An 18456-nucleotide genomic window follows, 5' to 3' on the forward strand; every position below is an offset into this window, starting at 1 on the left:
CCTTTTAAGGAGGGATTGAAGAATCTTCAGGAAATGGACTTGCAATAATTCCTCTTCCGCCGAGACTGCAGGCACAACCAGTAAGCCTGTAGACATACTAAGCCTGCAGCCATACATAATATTGATACTTTTCATCTTTTTATACTGTCACATATGGGTAAGAAACCCGAGCATATATAGTTTCTCTCCAAAGTATCAAACAATCATTCTCATGTATTCCTTTAATATGTATTTCCTAAAATATGCAGAATTATCTGAAAAAAGGCACAGTCTGCCTTTGTATAATAAATTTCTTCAAAAAAAGAGCGATTGTGAGGATGGGATTTCATCCTCCCGGACAGGATAAAATCATAAATTTTTTATATCTCGCCTGAAAGGCTTTCAAAGAAGCTGCTTTCCGGTTCCTGCTCCGGATTTACACTCACAAACTTCCTTGATCTCCGTAATGGAGAGGGCTTTTGCAGGGAACCTGTCACCCATACGTTGATCTCAATCAACTAGAGGTGTATGCCCTCTCAGATTTGATACAACATTCCTGATTAGCTTCCAACATTTCTGATAAGATTATTTCTACAGAATTACAGGCTTGCGGAAGTAAACAGGAATGAATATATCTGGATAACAATAGACAGGCCTGCTGGAATACCGACAGTAATAGCGGCGTTTTTAAATGACATATTTCGGGCATGCAAGAGTGCAAATATCCAGATGTATGCAGACAGTATGAAACATAAAATTGCAATTATTTGCGAGGTATAAAACAGGGGATTATTTGAGAACATCTGCTCTATACCCTGGGCCATAAATTGTGAGTCTTGTGAGGAAAAATCAACCGAAGATAACAAGAAATACATTGCAATAATACTTACCACGCTGCTGAATATTTGTGGCACAAATCCATAACCTACAAACTCTAACGTTCTCTTGAAAGAACCCTTTGAAGCAAATACATAGGATATTGAATAGAAGATTCCAGCCAGTACAAACCAACTAATAAATGTTCCAATCAAACCCCCGATGGCACCTCCAATGATACCTATTGACATTACTGAAGCAGATATAGATGAATCCATGTCAGAAGAAAACGAATCTTTAAGGTTATTCATGACCAGCAAACTTGAACTTATTGTTAATACAGCGATTACAAGTATTATCAATAGAGGATACTTAAAACTGACTTCATTTCCTAGTTTTTCCCTGAAAAACGAATTCGGGTCAAATAATAATTTATTTAGGTTTAGATTATCCATATATTTTACACCATTTTAAATTTTATCTAGTAAATGTCATACAATTTATAAAACTTCAATATGCTTAATCAGGTATTTAGGTTTTACTTCGCCAGTTCAGGTTTCGCCTGATTTGATCACTGAGACTTCCACTCGTTTGTCTTCCTTTTTTATTTAGAGGAGCCGAGGTTCATTGTGATGCTCTTGAAAATATGCTTAGCATCTTATTTTTCTTCCATTCCAATTGATAGTAAGATCAAGTTGCTGGCAGATTTCAATCTGTAATCTTTCAAAACACCGCTCACAATAATGGAGAAAGTACCAGCAAACGCATTCAGAGAAGGATGATCCTTGGCAATGAAAGTCTGTTTTTTGTATCTCAGTTATCTCTTACAAAGTAATATCTTTTCTAAGAAATGTAATGAAATTCATTATGAAAAGTATAATAGGTGTCATTATCAGCACTACAATGTTCATCCAGAATTCTCTAAAACACTGAGTAAGAGTATATCTAGTATCAAAAATCCCTCTAACGATTGGTTCGACGTTAACTCCCATAAAACTCAAATCAGCTCTGCCAGTTACAGCCTCTGCATAGTGATGCAATGGTGATAGATTCAAAAGTTGCGTGATCAATATCCCTTCATTCGATGTTTGACCTGTCAATATGGCAACAACTGTCTTGAGAATTGCACCAAATAATATGCAGATAAAAATCCATATAACAATGTTGCAGATTAGTGAATCTGTGGAGTTTTTTACTATCGTGGAGATTAAAATTGCAATTCCCAAAAATGTCACCGCATAGAAAAATGTGAGAATTGCGAACACGGCTATTCTGATAAGTTCCGAGTATCCGACCTCAACTCCATAAAAGATCAAGAGTGTTCCTATAGATACAAAAACCGAAAATACAACTATAGCAGCTATCAATAACGTTGATCCAAGTAATTTCCCTGCGAGAATATTATCTCTGAATAGTGGATGAGTTAATAATACATTCAGTGATCCGGATTTCTTTTCTCTGACAACTGCATCAAATCCCAGAGCTATGCCAACCAACGGCGTAAATTGGGATATAATTTTGACATGAATGCTACTCAGGAGGACTGAATTATCGTCATGCGCCAAGGAACCAAGCATATAGGTAGAGGCAAATACTATTACGGTATATGTTGCAAGCAACACCAAAAATCCGGCATCTTGAAGATGGTCAGCAGCTTCTTTTTGAGCAACCACAAATACATTATTATTTTTCATTCAAATTACCCCATATCCTTTGATACATCCTGGCGCAAAAACATTATAAATGCTATTATAATCAAAAAGATAGGAGTAATAATCAAAACTAAAACATTTATCCAGAGTTCATTCCACCACTGTTTTAGGGTGTATTCCATGTCAAATATACCTCTCACGTTTGGTCTCTCACTCGAGACACCTCCCCAACTTAAACTAGGACTACCACTTACTGCCATAGCATAATGATGTGCTGGCGTCAATTTTTGAATATCTGCGTTGAGTCCTAAAAAACGCTCATTATTGTCTAAATCCGTGGGTTTATGATCAGTTACAATAGAAGCAGTTGTAGCACAAATCATACCAAATACAATACATAATACAACCCAGATTGCTATGTTGTATACTAGTGATTTCGTTGCATTTTTTGTTACAATCGAACTAAGTATGCCAAGTGACAGAAATATTGATAGATATAAGTATGTAAGAATTGCAAAGATTACCAATCGGTTCAGAATTGGTGAACTTAACTCGGTTCCTGATGCCAAAAGTATTGTTCCAAGAACTGTGAAAATTGATATAAATACTACCAGAATTAGTGTAATCATTGCTCCAAGTGTTTTTCCAGCAATGATATCATCCCTATATATTGGATGCGTCAGAAGCACATTCAAAGACCCGGACTCCCTCTCTTTGCTAATTGCATCGAAGCCAAGTGCAATTCCCATAAATGGCAAGAAAAGTGAAATAATATGAGAGATGTCAAGATAACCTCTGGATATGGAATTCCCTTCTGGCCCAATTCCAGAGCCATAACTTAGAGAAAAAACAATAGTAGTGAATACCAGGACAAGTATTGCGAACCTCGGGCTCCATACATTGTCTGCAAATTCTTTTTGTGCGATTACAAACATATTCTGGTATTTTTCCACAATTAACCCTCACACTATTTTTTATGTATGCAGAAGAATGCAATTAATACCCCAATAAATGCAATAATTGCAGGAAATCCAGGTAATCCAGAAGTTTCTTCAGTGGCATCTTCTCTTGAATGCTCATCTATATCTTTTTTAATTTTCACTTCGGGGGCCGTACTGTTTGTGTAATTTCCTGCGGATATTTGCGTGTGAGTATCTTGTTCATTTATTCCGAGAATAATATTATCTACAGCAATGAAATGGTCGGAAGGATCCAAACTTAACCTATCAAAATCGTTCGATGGTAGTTGTGTGTTCCACATATCATGTGTGCTGGTGTTTAGTACTGAGAGCTTATGATCTTTAACGAATAGGACATCTGTACCTTTCCACGAGTAATAGGATACATTCTCGATTGTCAACCCGTCTGATCCGTTGAGTAAAAATAGGTCATAAGTTCTTGTATAAGGTGGAGTCGGGGAGTTGGGATTGAGACTGACTGCTGAGATACTACCATTAAGCGCCACCCTACCGTCAATATCTTTATCCTTCTCGATCAGTTTTTTCATCTCTCCTGTTATTGAGAGAGAATACAGTGCACATGAATCATCAGAACATTTTTTAGTTAGAATCTTTTCAATGTCTGGATACCATTGTATCACCCTTGAAGAACCAGTAGTAAAAGTTTTAATTTTTATAGGCTTCTCCAGGTCTTCATCCATAAAATATATATCGTAACTGACATCATCTACTTTTTCTGATGTTTTAATCTCATAGAATAGTAATTTTTTACTATCCTGACTCCATTTTTCGCCATACATTCCAACCTGCTCTGCAGAGTAAATCGGATTTAATGTTCCATTTTCAATATCTAAAATAATAATCTCGTGGCTATTTTTTGAAAACACAATTTTCTTACCATCTGGAGACCATTCCATATCGTCTATTTCTACGTTATCACCCGATATGCTAAAATTAAAATCATTTTTTTCATCCATATCGTAAATGATAATTTTTCCAGACACGAGTAAAGCTATTTTATTCTCTTTTGGAGACCATTTAAAGTTAGATAAACCGGTTTCTAATCCTATCATTTTTGAATCTAATTCTACCTTTTCAATAAGATTTAGATCATTTGACATAACGAAAAGACTGGCAGATTTTATCTTATACCCGCTTCCTTCTACCAGCTCCATATATGCAAAATAATCACCAGATTGGCTCCATACAGGAGGAGTAATTGTTTTTCCACCATTTCTGGAAGTCATTTCTGCCCATGCAAAACGCGTTATTCCAGATCCATTCGCATTTGCTGCATACAACGCATCTACACCACCTAACTGAGTTTTTCCTTTCGGATATGCACTAACAAAAACATCAATCAGCATATGGCTGCCATCAGGGCTCCAGATTATATCAAAAACAGGTTTATTTCCGATATCAAGGCTGTTCATGTCCACAAGACTTATGATATCTTTACCCACTGTCTGATTCAAGTCAGATACTACTCTTACATTCGTTTGGTTTAGACTACCACTTGCAGAAACTGGTTGAAAAGATATGCAAAATAGAGCAATGAACATTAGCATTAATGCGACTTGTTTATTGAACATTTAACCCTCCTCCATAGGTCATCGGTTAAGGATTTTTCTTGCCTGTATGCTATCAATTGGGTAGTGGGGGAGAGTCATTGATCAAATCTAAAAAAACGAGCACCCACTCCATAAAGGTGATTTATGACGATTCCATGATCAATAAATGATGCATAAATACTCTTATGCCCCCTCAATAATTTTGAGGAACAGTTTCTGCAGATTCATTTCTTCTTCCTCAAACATTGATACAGTTCCACCTGCTTTTTTGATAGCTTTTGCAATTTCTGTACGGAGCTTCGTTTTCGCATGCACATATAGAGTTCCACCCTGAATTTCAAGAGCCTGCACACCCTCTACATTCTTTATGGCTTCTGCAGCTTCAGAGAGAGGAATGTCCTGAACCTCAAGCAAATAATGCACGCCTTCTTTTGCTCTGATTATATTCCGCAGGTCCTCCACAGACCCAACTGCAAGCAGCTTTCCCCTTGCGATTATTGCTATTCTATCACATATCTCCTCGACTTCTTCCATAGAATGCGAGCTCAGAAAAACAGTAACTCCTTTGTTCCGGTTCAGGTCCTTTATAAGGTCCCTCATCATCTGGGCTCCAAGGGGGTCGATACCGCTTGTTGGCTCGTCAAGGAAAAGGACCAGAGGTTCGTTGATCAAAGCCTGAGCAAGCCCGAAACGCTTTCGCATGCCTGTGGAAAAGCCGCCTGTTTTCTGGTCGATGGCACGGGCAAGGCCGACGGTTTCAAGCAGGGTTACGATCCTTTTTTCCCGCACATCGGAGTCGATATTGTAGAGTTTTGCATAAAACCGCAGATTCTGTCTTGCAGTGAGATTATCATAAAAACCGGCAGGCTCAGGAAGGACACCTGTTGTTTCCCTTATGTTTATTACCTCACGGACTATATCGAAACCTGCAACTTTCCCGCTTCCTTCGCTTGGTTCAAGCAGTCCGATAAGCATTTTCATGGTTGTGGTCTTTCCGGCCCCGTTTGGCCCAACAAAGCCGAATACCTCTCCTTTTCTTACCTGCAGGTTCAGGTTGTCAACTGCACGGATCTGGTTTTCCTTTCCGAAAATTTTACTCAAATGAATGGTTTCTATTGCAAATTGGTCTGTGTGCTGTACAATTTCACTTTGCTCGAATTCCATACCTGTTGATTCCAAACCTGTTGATTCCATATTTACCGCCTTCCGAATTTACGTACTACAAAAACAAGCACAAGGACTGCAAATCCAAGCATTGCTATCCCAAGAAGCCCACTGCTTGCTGATTTTTCAATATTTACCTTGATACTTTTTTCAGAGCTCATAAAGTCGTCACTCTTTGCCCGTATGAAAATTTCCTTAACACCGGAGCCTGCATTGGCATTTGCAGTAATCTCTACAGGAATGCTTCTGGACTCTCCTGCTTCCAGCTTTTCTATTGTCCCAAAACTCCGGATCTGAGTGCTGATACCGCTGACAGAGTTAATTTCTAGAGTGACGTCTTTTAGCTCTTCATCCCCCTGATTTGAGACAATGACCTGTATTTGAGTGGTACCTCCGGGATTCAGTGCCAGTTCGCTGGAGCTTGAATCAATTTTGAGCAGCTCTTCATTTTCGATGTTATTGTTGATACTTACCTCAAGCTGCTGTGTAACTTTTTTGTTTCCGTTTGCCGCCGCCACTGTGACCGGATAAAGCCCTCCTGTAGCGTTCTGAGAAGGCTTTACCTTTACTGTAAAAGCCTGCTCCTCTCCTGCTTTTAGCATAAGGGAAGCAAGCCTTTGTTCCTTATTTTCTTTATTGACAAAGTCCACTTTCCAGCCTTCAGGAAGGCTCAGGACTTCAAGGTCCAGTTTAAGCGGCTGATCATACCGGTTTTTCAGGGTAACTGCAAATTCCGCAGTTTTTTCAGGCCGGATTCCAATCCCGACTACATTGGAACTCAGGTCTACATACGCACTTAGATCCTCATCATGCGCAAGTTCTGGGTTTATGCTTACACTGACCGGCAAAAATACGCTCTGATTCCCTTTCTCCGGACATGCTGCTATCAAAATTTCATAATCTCCTTCTGTTGCATTGAGCGGAGGATTTATGAGAATTTTAAACTCCTGACTCCCGTCTCCAGGAACTCCTAACCTCGTAATTCTTGCTCCGTCTGTGGAAAGCAGGTCAACTCCCCACTGCTCGGGTTTTGATACAAGAAATATCCGAAAGTTTGCTCTACTATCATATTTATTTTCCACAAAAGCCCCAAAGCTGACAGGAATTCCCGGATGGGTTTTTTTTCCCGGAATATCAGAATAAATTTCCAGGTCAGGCATTGCAGCCCTGTCAACCGTTACCGTAAATTCCCTATATATTGTATCATCAGATTTTCTGACGTTTTCCCCATAGGGGCGAAGACCTATTTTTAGAGTATACTCACCGTCTTTTGTATTTTCAGGGATTCTGACTTTAAGAACCAGTTCTTTTTCACCTGCCTTTTCAGGCAGGGTTATGTGGCTTACCTGACTTCCATCTGCATATATGCCTGCAGTCCAGCCTTCGGGGACTTTACCTGTAAAAAGCATAACTGATGTGCTCTCAGAAGTATTGTATCCCTTTTCCACAGTAAAGCTGAACTCCACAAGGTCCCCTGGCCTCGCAAACTTGCCACTGATATCGTTTCCAACAGTGATCTTGGCAAAGTCAGCTCCGGCAGGGAAGGGCATAAAAATAAACAGCATGAATAACACAAGGAGGAATTTTGCTTCATTTTCAGGCACTTATATCCTTCCTCAAAAACATCATACATGTAACAATCAGGAAAAATTAGTGGAGCTTTAAGCATGGCTGCAAGGTTCAGCTGATAAAAGCCATTGACTTTTTTCACATCTCATGGATCAGCTTCAATTCCCAAAACTCTACTTCATCCTGAAAAATATCTATACTTTTCTAAAAAATATGTCTTTGCTTAAAAGTTTTCCGACCAGTTTCTCTAACAATCAGGAAATGAAGCTTAGATTTTGATAACTCATTTTTATAATAATAAAAAGTGCGAATTGTTAGAGACGTTGGACATAAAAGTGATATACATGAAAAAAAGTATCAAGTTATGGAGTTCAACCGAGCGCGAAAAAAATGATCGAACTCCAACCCCTAAAAGAGGTAAATCTGCATAGTTTTAAGATTACTTAATACTTGCGGATTTTATCTCTCAATAGAAAAGTTTTGAGAGGTAGTATGAAATGAACATAAAAGCTAGTGCTTCGATTCCAAAGTAAATTCCTGATTTAGTGGGAAATATTAGTGATCGGTAAATAGATTCAAAAGTCAACTTTTGTGAACCTACTTCGGAATCGCAGTACTAGTTTAATGTTAGCACTCGCAGCATGTATTATGCTTGTGGGTGTTGCGGCAGCAAATCAAGAAAATCCTGAAGCAGGATCAACATGGTTAACAGCAGCTCATTTCGATTTAGGCCCTGGGTACAACTCTGTTAGTGGATATTTAAGCGTAGGTGACACTGCAGATTATTGGCGTCAAACTAATGCTGCTAGTAGTGTATCGGTTATGTTATACCTAGACCCAACTTCAATTTCAAAGGGTGGAGTAGCTCAGATGTACGAAGGTAACAGTGCACATTCCTTTATGCAGCGTGTACAGAAAGATAATAACGCCTGTCCTGATACTTATCTGAATTATGCCCCAGTATACGTTACTATGACTCCAGCTAACCTTGGAGACTATACCTTTACTGTACGGAGGTATTGAGAGTATAGAAAAATTTCCATTCTGGTGCGAATACTAGAATGGAAATTTTTTTTAAAAATTATAAGATAACTTTCTAAACTTGGACGGGTATTTTATATGTTAAAAAATATTATGGTAATTATATTTTCGTTACTATTTGCTACGAATATAGCATCTGCCAACCCTGTATCCGAAGATTCAAATTTTAGCACTACATCATTTGACAAAATTCTCCAGATAGAAGAAGGATTCACAACAACTTCAACAGAATGGAGTCCTGATGGACAATATTTGCTTGTAACCTGTTACAAATGGGTTCCTCCTTCAAATAGTGTTGTTAAACATTACTTATTAGACACGAATTCTCATACTTTCGGGGAAATAAATTATGGAATTAATGGATCGGATACCAATGGAATATTACAAGCAAAATGGATCCCGTCAGGTGACAAGGTATATTTCGAAGTTTCAAGGATTGACGAAACAAATTCCGGTTATTGTTATATCATTTGCAATCCAGATGGTACAAATTTGAGGTGTATAGGGACTAACTATACAGATCTTTCATACATACTAAAGAATCTTGGGGGTATTGGTTATCAGAAGAATCTTAACTGGAATCCAGACTCCAGTAAAATCGTATTTGAGTGGCAGAAACCAGGAAAATCTTCCACTGGAGTATATATAGCAGATGGAGATGGAACAAATTCACGTGAACTTTCTTCAGCTACATATCCACAACCTGTCTTGTACGACTCTAGTAAAATCCTCATCGCCACCGATGAAGGAACTGTAGTACTTATTAATGATAGGGGCAACTTGATTCAGACTTTCCAGCCGGAAAACAAAAATGAAAAATATGTATGTTTTTTGCTCAGCCCTGACAGAAAGAAAATAATCTTGGTTTCAGGGTTACCAGATAGCGACGATTGTCAGACCTATATCTCTAATATTGATGGTTCGAATTTAAAAGGAAATATTTCTTATTACGATAGAAACAACGAATACGATCAATATCTTTTGACAAAAGAATTTTGGCAGCCAAACGGTTCTCTTCTGCTCGTAAATCAGAACAGGAATCTGTATATTGTAGAAGGAGACGAAAATAATAAGCGTCTTTTGTATGAAGGCAACGCTAGCGAGCCCAAATGGTTCCCTGATGGAAAGAAAATACTGTTTGTTGAAAATGGAAACAAGCTTTATTCGATAGATGTTGACGGAACCAATCTGTCCTTTATCACGAGTTTCGGACCTACTTACTCCTACCTATGGAAATATTTTGGCGAAAGGCAGCATTTTTCAATAAATCCGTCCGGGAACTTCATAGCTTTTATGTCCGCCTTTGACTCAGCTACTGGAAGAATGATTGAAAACAATGACATTTATAAATTTGATATTGCTGCTCCTTTGTTCATCATTAATTCCAATGGTTCTAATCTTACTCAGGTAACACCTGCAGTAAAGGGAAGATATGATACCTGCATAAACTGGAGCCCTGATGGAAATCAATTCACTATCGGATCCACTATAAATAAGAATCCCGGGTGGGACCATGGGAATAGCTCTCTGGTAAAATTGGATTCTGAAAACTTTTCGTCAATCTGGGAGAGTTTGCCAGTAAAGGAAATTATCAAGGGCGAAAAATCTGGCACCGTTGATAAAGTCCAGATCAATGAACCAGATCCCAAAAATACATTACAGATTACTGAGAGTCAAGAAATAATCAAGCAATCTCCTTCCTTTATGCTTTTACAAATGTTTACCTGCATAATGGGAATCTGGCTGCTGCATAAAAGTAAGGAGTTATGATCTCGTGAATAAAAACTGCGTTTTAACACTGGCACAAAAAGAATTTTCGGACAAACTGCATGAACCAAGTTTTTTCGTGCTCCTTGCTATATTTATGGGTACTATGTTCATATATCTGCAAAGCCTCACAAGTGATTTTTGGGATGTTGTCCAGGTAATCGCAGTATTCTTTCCATTAATAGGCATAGCCCTTGGGTATGACGGGATAATTAAAGAAAAAAATAGCAAAAGCCTCAATGTTTTATTGACACAACCGGTTTTCAGGGATAATATTATTACAGGCAAATTCTTAGGGATTTCAATAACTCTTGCTCTTGTAGTATTTTTATCCCTCGTAATAATTGCAGCATCGGACTTTATTATTTCCGGAAAAATTGCTGAGTTTGATTCCCTCTTGCGGCTGTTTATTTTCGGGATATTTACCTTTCTTTATCTTTTACTTTTTGCCGCATTTGGGCTTTTTACTTCAGTCTGGTGTAAAACGGAAATTGAATCCCTTACCTTTGGGGTTTTTGTCTGGATCAATATGTGTTTCGCCCTTGGACCCACTATAATAACGCTGGCATCTTTCGTATCAGGTCAAACACTGTTTGATATGACAAAAGAATTTGCTTCTACAGCATCCTCATTTTACAATATCTCACCTTTGCATCATTTTGCGGAGGTAACCGTTGGAGCCCAGGATTTGAGTTATTATGGAGGGTTTAATGTTCAGAGAGACGTACATGGATTTCTCGATACCGGGTATTCACTATCTTACCTGCTTGGATATTACTGGCAAAACGTGATAATTTTACTAATTCTTCCGCTTCTGTTTCTGGCAGCCTCATACATTTCACTTTTGAGAGATGATATTTAAAGAGGGAATACAATGGAAAATATCTCAAATGTCAAAGTAATAGCCCAAAAAGAGTTTGCTGACCATCTGAAAAGTCCTGTATTCCTTTTATTTACGACCACTTTCATGCTGGTTGTCCTTGCCTGGTCGTATGTACAGGGAACAGAAGTCGAATATACTGTAAATGTTCTTGGCAGTCCTGATTTGATGAGAGGATTTGAAGGAGTCGCAGAGGTTGTCGGCCGCTTTGCGCCAGTTATGGGTATTGTACTGGGTTTTGATGCAATTGTCAAAGAAATAAAATCAAGTTCCATGAATGTTTTATTGACACATCCTGTGTTTAGAGACAATATAATTCTTGGTAAAATCCTTGGATCAGGCTTATGTATTCTACTGGTGCTTTTCTTTTCCATAAATCTGGCAACAGGAGTTATGCTCATGGCTTCTGGTCTTCCTGTTACGATGCAGCAAATCATAAGGATTGAAATGTTTGTATTTCTGACTTTTTTCTATGCTTTAATATTCCTCGCAATATCTATTATGATCTCAACAATATCAAAAAAATCAAATAATTCACTTATGTTCAACCTTATTTTCTGGCTTATCATAACAGTATTGCTTGCCAAGCTAATATTTACTGTAAGTTATGCCTTTTCTGAAAATCTAAATATAGCAAATGACCAGACTCAGGCATTAAAGAACTTCTTACCTGATTATCATTTTACTGCAACTGCCGTGGGAGTCAAGAGTACTGATACAGGAATGACTTCCGGAATCGGAGGGATATTTGACACACGCTACACACTTGGAGCCTGGGCAGTGCAGTTCTGGCCCAACCTGGCGTATCTTTTTGTGCTGCCTTTCATCTTGCTTATAGGCTCCATACTCGCATTTTTGAAAAAGGACATAACGTACTGAAGGAGAAAATTCAGAGCATGAAATACTAACCGATAAAGAGATAAAATCTATGGTTTCAAACACAAACAAATATTTTTTCAGGTTCTTTGCCGTTTACAGCAGATTACGTAGCTTAATTTAAGGACGAACCTGTGTTGTAAGAGTTCCACACAAAAAAACGCACATGAAATATTTCCAAATAGCAGGCACAAAAAATGAAAGTACTTGAAAGCACTTTCATTCCAAGACAAAGAACTCAGTTAAAAGACAAAAAACTCATTTCCCTCACATCAAGCACTTATATCCTCCCTCAAAAATTTCAAATATGCAGTTATCAGGAGAAGGAGGGGAGCTATAAACAGGACTACAAGATTTGTCCAGAATTCCTTTAACCACTGAGCCAGCGTAAAACGAATATCCAGAATCCCTTCCATACTATCTCTGCCATATGAACCTCCTCCTGCACCCCATCCAAGACCTGTCTTTCCGGTGCTCAGTTCAGCATAATGGTGCATTGGGGACAAAGCTAAAAGACTATCAGTTATATCCTGGACTCCAGCACTTACTACAGGTTCGAGTGAATAACTTAAAAATTTCAGTATCCAGGAAAACATAATACTAAGAGTTAACCAGATAACGATATTATAGACAAGTGAATCCGTAGCCTCTCGAACATAGATAGAGCAAACAAGTCCGATACCAAGAAACACCAGGGCATAAAGGAAAGTAAGGATGAACCAGACTGCAATTCGGCTTAACTCCATTGCACTTACTTTTGATCCCAGAAGGAGAATTATTGTGCCCAGGGAAATCCCAGTTGAGGCCATCATTACTACCAGAAGAAGAAGTACGGCTCCAAGCATTTTCCCAAGAATGATTGTGTCCCTGAATACGGGATGTGTTAACAAAACATTCAAAGAGGCCGATTTTCTTTCCTTTATTACACTATCAAAACTTAAGGCGATACCTACAAGCGGGCCGAACCATGTCATCATCAGCGAAGTACTGTAAAAACCCTCAAGAACTGCTGATGAAGGTACAGGTATCTGTCCTATCTGGCTATAGAGTTCGGTCTGAAGAACCTCTCTATAAGTAACTGCAAATATTGCTATTATTAAAGTTCCTAGTAAGGAAAGAAAAATAGGACTCCAGAGACGGTCTGCGAATTCTTTCTGGGCTATTACTAAAGCTTTTTCGAAATCACAATTCATTCGTTTTCCCCTCATATGTCTCTTCTGAGAAATGCTACATACGAAACTATGAACATCAGTGAAGGTATGCCTGTCAATACCACCAGATTTATCCAGTAATCAGCAAACCAGTTCCCAAGCCCTACTCTGGTATCAAAAATTCCTTTTGTTTCTTTGCCTGAAGAAATTCCAAAGCTTCCATAACTTACACGGACTCCGGTTACAGCTTCAGCATAGTAACTTGCAGGAGAAAGTTTTTGCAAGTCTTCACTCATAACCTTGGCTTCATCATTATTATCCAGGTCAACTATCAATTCCCCGGTAATAATAGATGAGGCAGCAGTAACTATAGCTCCAAAGATTAAAATCAGGTTTAGCCACACTACAAGTCCGGAAATAAAAGAGCTTTCCGAACTTTTCGAAATAATTGAAATTATCAGGCTGAAGGCAAAAAAACCCGAAAGGTATAAAAAAGTGAGCAATGAAAAGATGAGGATCCTGTTCAGTTCGGAAAAGCCGACATCTATTCCTGTAAATATCAGGACAGTACCAATTGAAGCAGTAACCGAAATAAAGACCACAAGAATAAGAGCTCCAAGACCTCCAATGATTTTTCCACTGATAATATTATCCCGAAAAACAGGATGTGTCAGTAATGTATTCAACGATTTGGAATTTTTTTCCCTAACGATCGAATCAAAGCCGAGGGCAAGCCCGAGAACGGGAATAAAAAGCGTTATTACCTGAGCAACATCAATGAAACCGAAGCCCCGATTAAAGAGCTCGCACCCTTCTTTTCCCGAAATAACGCTCATCGAAAGAACAACAAATGTGAAGATCCCAAGCAACATCCTGAAACCAGGGCTGTACAGGTAATCTGCGAATTCTTTCTGGGCGATGATCCCGATATTTTTCAGGTCTGCCTTCACAGAGAATTCCACCTGCGGATGAAAAAAAGAAGGAACAGGACTGCAGTAATCCCCTTGAACCCCGGAACCTGAAATTCGGGCCTTGAATCTTCCTCTTTTCCAGAATCAGGAGATGTTTCCAGAACCACGAATTTTTCCGGAGATGCGGAGGAGTTCTCCTCCACGATAAAAACTTTGCTTGCGGACCTGTATCCTATTTTGCTGGTATTTATTACATACCTGCCCGCATCAGGACAGCTGTAGTTAAGGAAACCCGAACTGCTGGTAAAACCAATTTCTTTTTCATCAAGGGTCAGAAGAGCATCTGTAACAGGTTCCGACATGCAACGAACTCTTAGCTCGCAGTTTTCTCCCTCTATGGGCGTCAAGAAATCAATGGAGAGAGGATCTTCATATCCTTCGAGTTTTATTACGGATAAATCTTTGAAGTCGTTTCGAACGAGCAACCGGCTTCCATCAGGACTCCAGCCATTCAGATCCCTATCTGCCAGAAACCTATAATCATCACCATCTTCAGTAAGCTGTATTTTTGTTGATCCATCAGGGCTTGCAACAAAAACAGAATCTGATGAAATAAAACTGATAAAATTTCCTGAAGGATGCCATTTATAGTCGGTTATTGCGGATGCGATAAGGCTTTTTTCGCTTCCATCAGGGTTAATCGTATAAAGGTCATCGTCCTGTGCATAAGCTATTTTATCTCCTTTCGGGTACCAGCTGGGCTTGAAAATAATATATCCCGGAAATTCTTCAAGCACTTTTGCATTTTTTCCTGTCGAGTCTGTCAAAAATATAGTGACTCTGTCATCGTTTACGGTACTGAAAATAAGACTTTTTCCATCTGGACTGAAACTAAAAACATCTTCATTTCTCACAAAACTTGTTGAAAGTTGAATCTCATCGGTTCCATCAGCCTTTATTGAATATAGACCGGAGTTTGCATCAACATAGAAGATTCTGCTGTCATCGGGGCTCCAGGCAATCACAATTCCGTTATCCACTAGTCTCTTATCCTCGGTTCCATCTTCATTTACTATCCAGAGGCCTGTTTCTTCTTCCTCATTTGGGCCAGTAACACTATATGCTATTTTTTTGCAATCATTGCTCCAGAGTGCGGGCTCTACACGATTGGATGTATCTGTAAGCTTCTGGAGCACATAGCCATCCGGGTCAATTAAGTATAATTGATAACTTCGAGGATCCTGATCCATTATTATAAGAGCTTTTGTGCCTTCCGGATTCCACATAAAATTAGTTTGCCATTCAAGATCCAGAATATTGTTCCCAATTTCATCAACGGTCGCGTAATTACACTTACCTGCAGTCTTAATCAATGTGTTATCCGGATCAGCAATTATATAAAAGTCCCTTACCGTGAAAATATTAGCAAAAATTCCTATCCGATTTCCATCTGGACTCCAGGTTATTTCCTGTGTATAGGGGTTTTCCAGAATATGCAGGCTCAGGGATTTTTCTTTTGTGTTGCCTGGGGTTGATGCAAGTTCCCGAATTCCACTTCCGTCTGCGTTCATGATATAAATTGAATGAAGGGTAGCTCCATACTGAGAGTTAATAGATGCTTCTACCACCAATCGGCTGCCATCCGGACTCCATGAACCGCTAATTATAGGTTGCTCTTTGAGATTGGTTTTAGAAGATTCTACAAGGCTGCCAAAATAAGGGTTCACTATTTGTGATATGGATATGGTTTCTTCAATGCTCATGCTGAGGTTTTCGGATGAAGCTGCGAAACCTGTGGGTATGCTTGAAATCAGAAGGATTAAGAATAGGCTTATTTTCAGTATTTCTGGCATATAATCCCTTACAAATGTAAATTTTGTTTAGTTTTCTGTTTGAGCCCGTTATTCAAAAAACTTTAAATACGTTTTTCAATTGTATCCCGATAAACAGGATTTATACTGTATATTTTACTCCTTCCCATCTTATTTTCTTCAATCAGGTCCAGCTCCTTTAATTGCTTCATATACCAGGAAATCGTACATCTGGAAATTCCCGTTGTAAGGGCAAGGTCTCCATTGGTGTTGCATTCTTCCTCTAATATCTTTGAAATTATCTTTCGGTTCATCTCATTTTGAAGAGCTGAAATAACACGTTTTTCTTTTTCGTCGTATGTGGAGTTGTTCTGGAAGTATCGGACTTTTCCACAAGAACATTGAGCTTCTATCATATTTTCGGCTTCGAGAATTTGGAGATGGTGACGCAGTGTCCCCCGGTTCAGGCTCATATTGTTTGCAATCTCGCTTATATAGGTCCCGGGCCTTGTTTTGATAAAATCATATATGTTTTTCCTCTTCAGAACTCCAATAGTATTTGAATAGTCTACCACTCGAAATCCGAGTATTGCAAAAATAAGATTTGCAGGTAACAGCAGTATATCTATTACCGACAGGATATTCATCACGGCCAGCCAGAGCAGAAACTGCCAGTAAACTGTAAAGTCCCTGAGCAATACTACCTCTTCTCCGTTAACTGAAGCTCCTGCCTGATCAGTTGTAGCCGGACTTACAATATATTCCGTAGCCCCGGCTGTTGTTGTGAATAAAAAAAAGAATATACAGAGGATAAGCTTTTTTTCAAGCTTAGAGCTGGTAAATATTAAACGTTCAGTCTTCGGTTCCACTGACCGATTCCTCATAGGCATTCAACTTTTAAATTTCCTGTATTATATATTCCTGCTTGAGAGTTATTGTTAGTTAGTCTGCCCGTAGATTATGCGATAAGCAGGCAGAAGAATAAAAAATTAAAACTCGGCATTAGAGGAATCTGCCGGGCAGGAGATTGCCACATATTCCTTTTAAGGAGGGATTGAAGAATCTTCAGGAAATGGACTTGCAATAATTCCTCTTCCGCCGAGACTGCAGGCACGACCAGTAAGCCTGTAGACATACTAAGCCTGCAGCCATACATAGTATTGATACATTTCATCTTTTCATACTGTCCATAGGGGTAAGAAACCCGAGCATATATAGTTTCTCTCCAAAGTATCAAACAATCATTCTCATGTATTCCTTTAATATGCATTTCAGAAAATATGCAAAAATATCTGAAAAAAGGCACAGGCTACCTTTGGAGGATAGATTTCTTCAAAAAAAGAGAGATTGCGAGGACGGTATTTTATCCTCCCCGACAGGACAAAATCGTAAATTATTTATATCTTTTCGGAAGAGCATTCAAAGAAGCTGCTTTCCGGCTCCTGCTCCGGATTTGCACTCGTAAACATCCGTGATCTTCATGATAGCAAGGGCTTTTGCAGGGAACCTGTCTCCCATGCTTTTGACCGCCTTATACATCTTCTCGTAGTCTTCCCCTTCGGTCTTTATCTCAAAGTCCCCTTTTATCTGGTAACACCCCTTAACCTCAGGGCCCCATACGTAAATCGCACCTCTCGGGTTTTCGTCAAGGTTCTGGCGGGTCTTATAGAAATAATTGTCCGCAATCCAGATTGTCTCTCTGTCTTCCTGAAGCTTGCAAAAGCCGATTGGTACGACATTTGGTTCTCCATTTCTGGAGGCTGTGGCAAAGGGAAAAACCTTCATTTTTTCAAAATCTTCGACCATTTCGCTGCTCAATTTGACCATTCACTTCACCCCTTCATTAGATCTGTTTTTGTTAGAATAAATCCTTATACGTAACCCTATCACTTATTTAGTAAGTTAGGGCGTTGGTGGTATTTTGGATTATAAACAATTAAAGAGCGACAAATATATAAAAAATTGGTTATCGGATATAGGTGCAAAAGAAGAACACTGTTCTGAAATTCGTAATAAATAAAGCCATTTGAAGCGACTGGAAACAAAAATTTATTTTAAAAGGTCTGAATTCCACAAAAATTAATTTGTCATCGGAATATATTTATAAGTGTCTATCTGAATGGATCTCCTTTTCCAAGGAGAGGATATTGGTTTACTCAGATTCGGATGAAATTTTATGAGTATTTCTGAAATTGAAGAAAAACCAGAAAAAATTAAAAAGACGCTGATTTTTTCAGAATGAGTAAATGGAAAAGGCAAGTCTGCAAGTTTATCGGGAAAATTTGTCCTTGGGGATGCATACAAGGAAT

The 18456-nt window shown here is 38.8% G+C and carries 15 protein-coding genes; 4 read left to right on the forward strand and 11 right to left on the reverse strand.

Annotated features, from left to right (window positions below; translation table 11 throughout):
• Positions 1–578: 578 nt before the first annotated feature.
• From EO92_RS02600 to EO92_RS02625, 6 genes are all read right to left on the reverse strand, one after another.
• Positions 579–1250: a YIP1 family protein gene (locus EO92_RS02600; protein ID WP_048134229.1), complete on the reverse strand. Its 672-nt coding sequence runs from the start codon at positions 1248–1250 to the stop codon at positions 579–581.
• 369 nt (positions 1251–1619) lie between these two features.
• On the reverse strand, positions 1620–2489 hold the full coding sequence (locus EO92_RS02605) for an ABC transporter permease (protein WP_048169059.1): 870 nt from the start codon (positions 2487–2489) through the stop codon (positions 1620–1622).
• Between the two features lie 5 nt (positions 2490–2494).
• Positions 2495–3400, reverse strand: a complete 906-nt coding sequence (locus EO92_RS02610) for an ABC transporter permease (RefSeq protein WP_048169060.1) — start codon at positions 3398–3400, stop codon at positions 2495–2497.
• Between the two features lie 14 nt (positions 3401–3414).
• Complete coding sequence (locus EO92_RS02615) at positions 3415–4998, reverse strand: PD40 domain-containing protein (protein ID WP_048169061.1); 1584 nt, start codon at positions 4996–4998, stop codon at positions 3415–3417.
• Positions 4999–5160: 162 nt separating this feature from the next.
• Complete coding sequence (locus tag EO92_RS02620; protein ID WP_235283139.1) at positions 5161–6171, reverse strand: ABC transporter ATP-binding protein; 1011 nt, start codon at positions 6169–6171, stop codon at positions 5161–5163.
• Positions 6172–6173: 2 nt separating this feature from the next.
• The gene (locus EO92_RS02625) at positions 6174–7745 is read right to left on the reverse strand and encodes an NEW3 domain-containing protein (protein ID WP_048169063.1); all 1572 of its coding nucleotides are present in this window, start codon (positions 7743–7745) and stop codon (positions 6174–6176) included.
• Positions 7746–8334: 589 nt separating this feature from the next.
• Between EO92_RS02625 and EO92_RS02630 the strand changes: the two genes are divergently transcribed.
• The 4 genes from EO92_RS02630 to EO92_RS02645 all read left to right on the forward strand — a co-directional run bounded on the left by EO92_RS02630 (position 8335) and on the right by EO92_RS02645 (position 12277).
• Positions 8335–8733, forward strand: coding sequence for a hypothetical protein (locus tag EO92_RS02630; RefSeq protein ID WP_048169065.1), 399 nt, complete (start codon positions 8335–8337; stop codon positions 8731–8733).
• Positions 8734–8829: 96 nt separating this feature from the next.
• Positions 8830–10521: a PD40 domain-containing protein gene (locus tag EO92_RS02635; RefSeq protein ID WP_048169067.1), complete on the forward strand. Its 1692-nt coding sequence runs from the start codon at positions 8830–8832 to the stop codon at positions 10519–10521.
• Between the two features lie 4 nt (positions 10522–10525).
• Positions 10526–11380, forward strand: a complete 855-nt coding sequence (locus tag EO92_RS02640; RefSeq protein ID WP_048169069.1) for an ABC transporter permease — start codon at positions 10526–10528, stop codon at positions 11378–11380.
• A gap of 12 nt (positions 11381–11392) precedes the next feature.
• Positions 11393–12277, forward strand: coding sequence for an ABC transporter permease (locus EO92_RS02645; RefSeq protein ID WP_048169071.1), 885 nt, complete (start codon positions 11393–11395; stop codon positions 12275–12277).
• 269 nt (positions 12278–12546) lie between these two features.
• On the opposite strand, the gene EO92_RS02650 is transcribed toward EO92_RS02645, so the two are convergent.
• From EO92_RS02650 to EO92_RS02675, 5 genes are all read right to left on the reverse strand, one after another.
• Positions 12547–13467, reverse strand: coding sequence for an ABC transporter permease (locus tag EO92_RS02650; RefSeq protein WP_048169159.1), 921 nt, complete (start codon positions 13465–13467; stop codon positions 12547–12549).
• Positions 13468–13478: 11 nt separating this feature from the next.
• Positions 13479–14375 (reverse strand): ABC transporter permease, encoded by an 897-nt coding sequence (locus EO92_RS02655; protein WP_048169073.1) that lies wholly within the window; start codon positions 14373–14375, stop codon positions 13479–13481.
• Positions 14372–16189 carry a TolB family protein gene (locus tag EO92_RS02660; protein ID WP_048169075.1) on the reverse strand — a complete coding sequence of 606 codons (1818 nt, stop codon included), beginning with the start codon at positions 16187–16189 and terminating at the stop codon, positions 14372–14374. The genes EO92_RS02655 and EO92_RS02660 overlap by 4 nt, the downstream gene beginning before the upstream one ends.
• Before the next feature lie 62 nt (positions 16190–16251).
• Positions 16252–17016, reverse strand: a complete 765-nt coding sequence (locus tag EO92_RS02665) for an ArsR family transcriptional regulator (protein WP_235283140.1) — start codon at positions 17014–17016, stop codon at positions 16252–16254.
• 550 nt (positions 17017–17566) lie between these two features.
• Positions 17567–17974: a pyridoxamine 5'-phosphate oxidase family protein gene (locus EO92_RS02675; RefSeq protein ID WP_048169081.1), complete on the reverse strand. Its 408-nt coding sequence runs from the start codon at positions 17972–17974 to the stop codon at positions 17567–17569.
• Between the last annotated feature and the right edge of the window lie 482 nt (positions 17975–18456).

The sequence above is a fragment of the Methanosarcina sp. 2.H.A.1B.4 genome, assembly GCF_000979385.1.
Taxonomy (GTDB): domain Archaea; phylum Halobacteriota; class Methanosarcinia; order Methanosarcinales; family Methanosarcinaceae; genus Methanosarcina.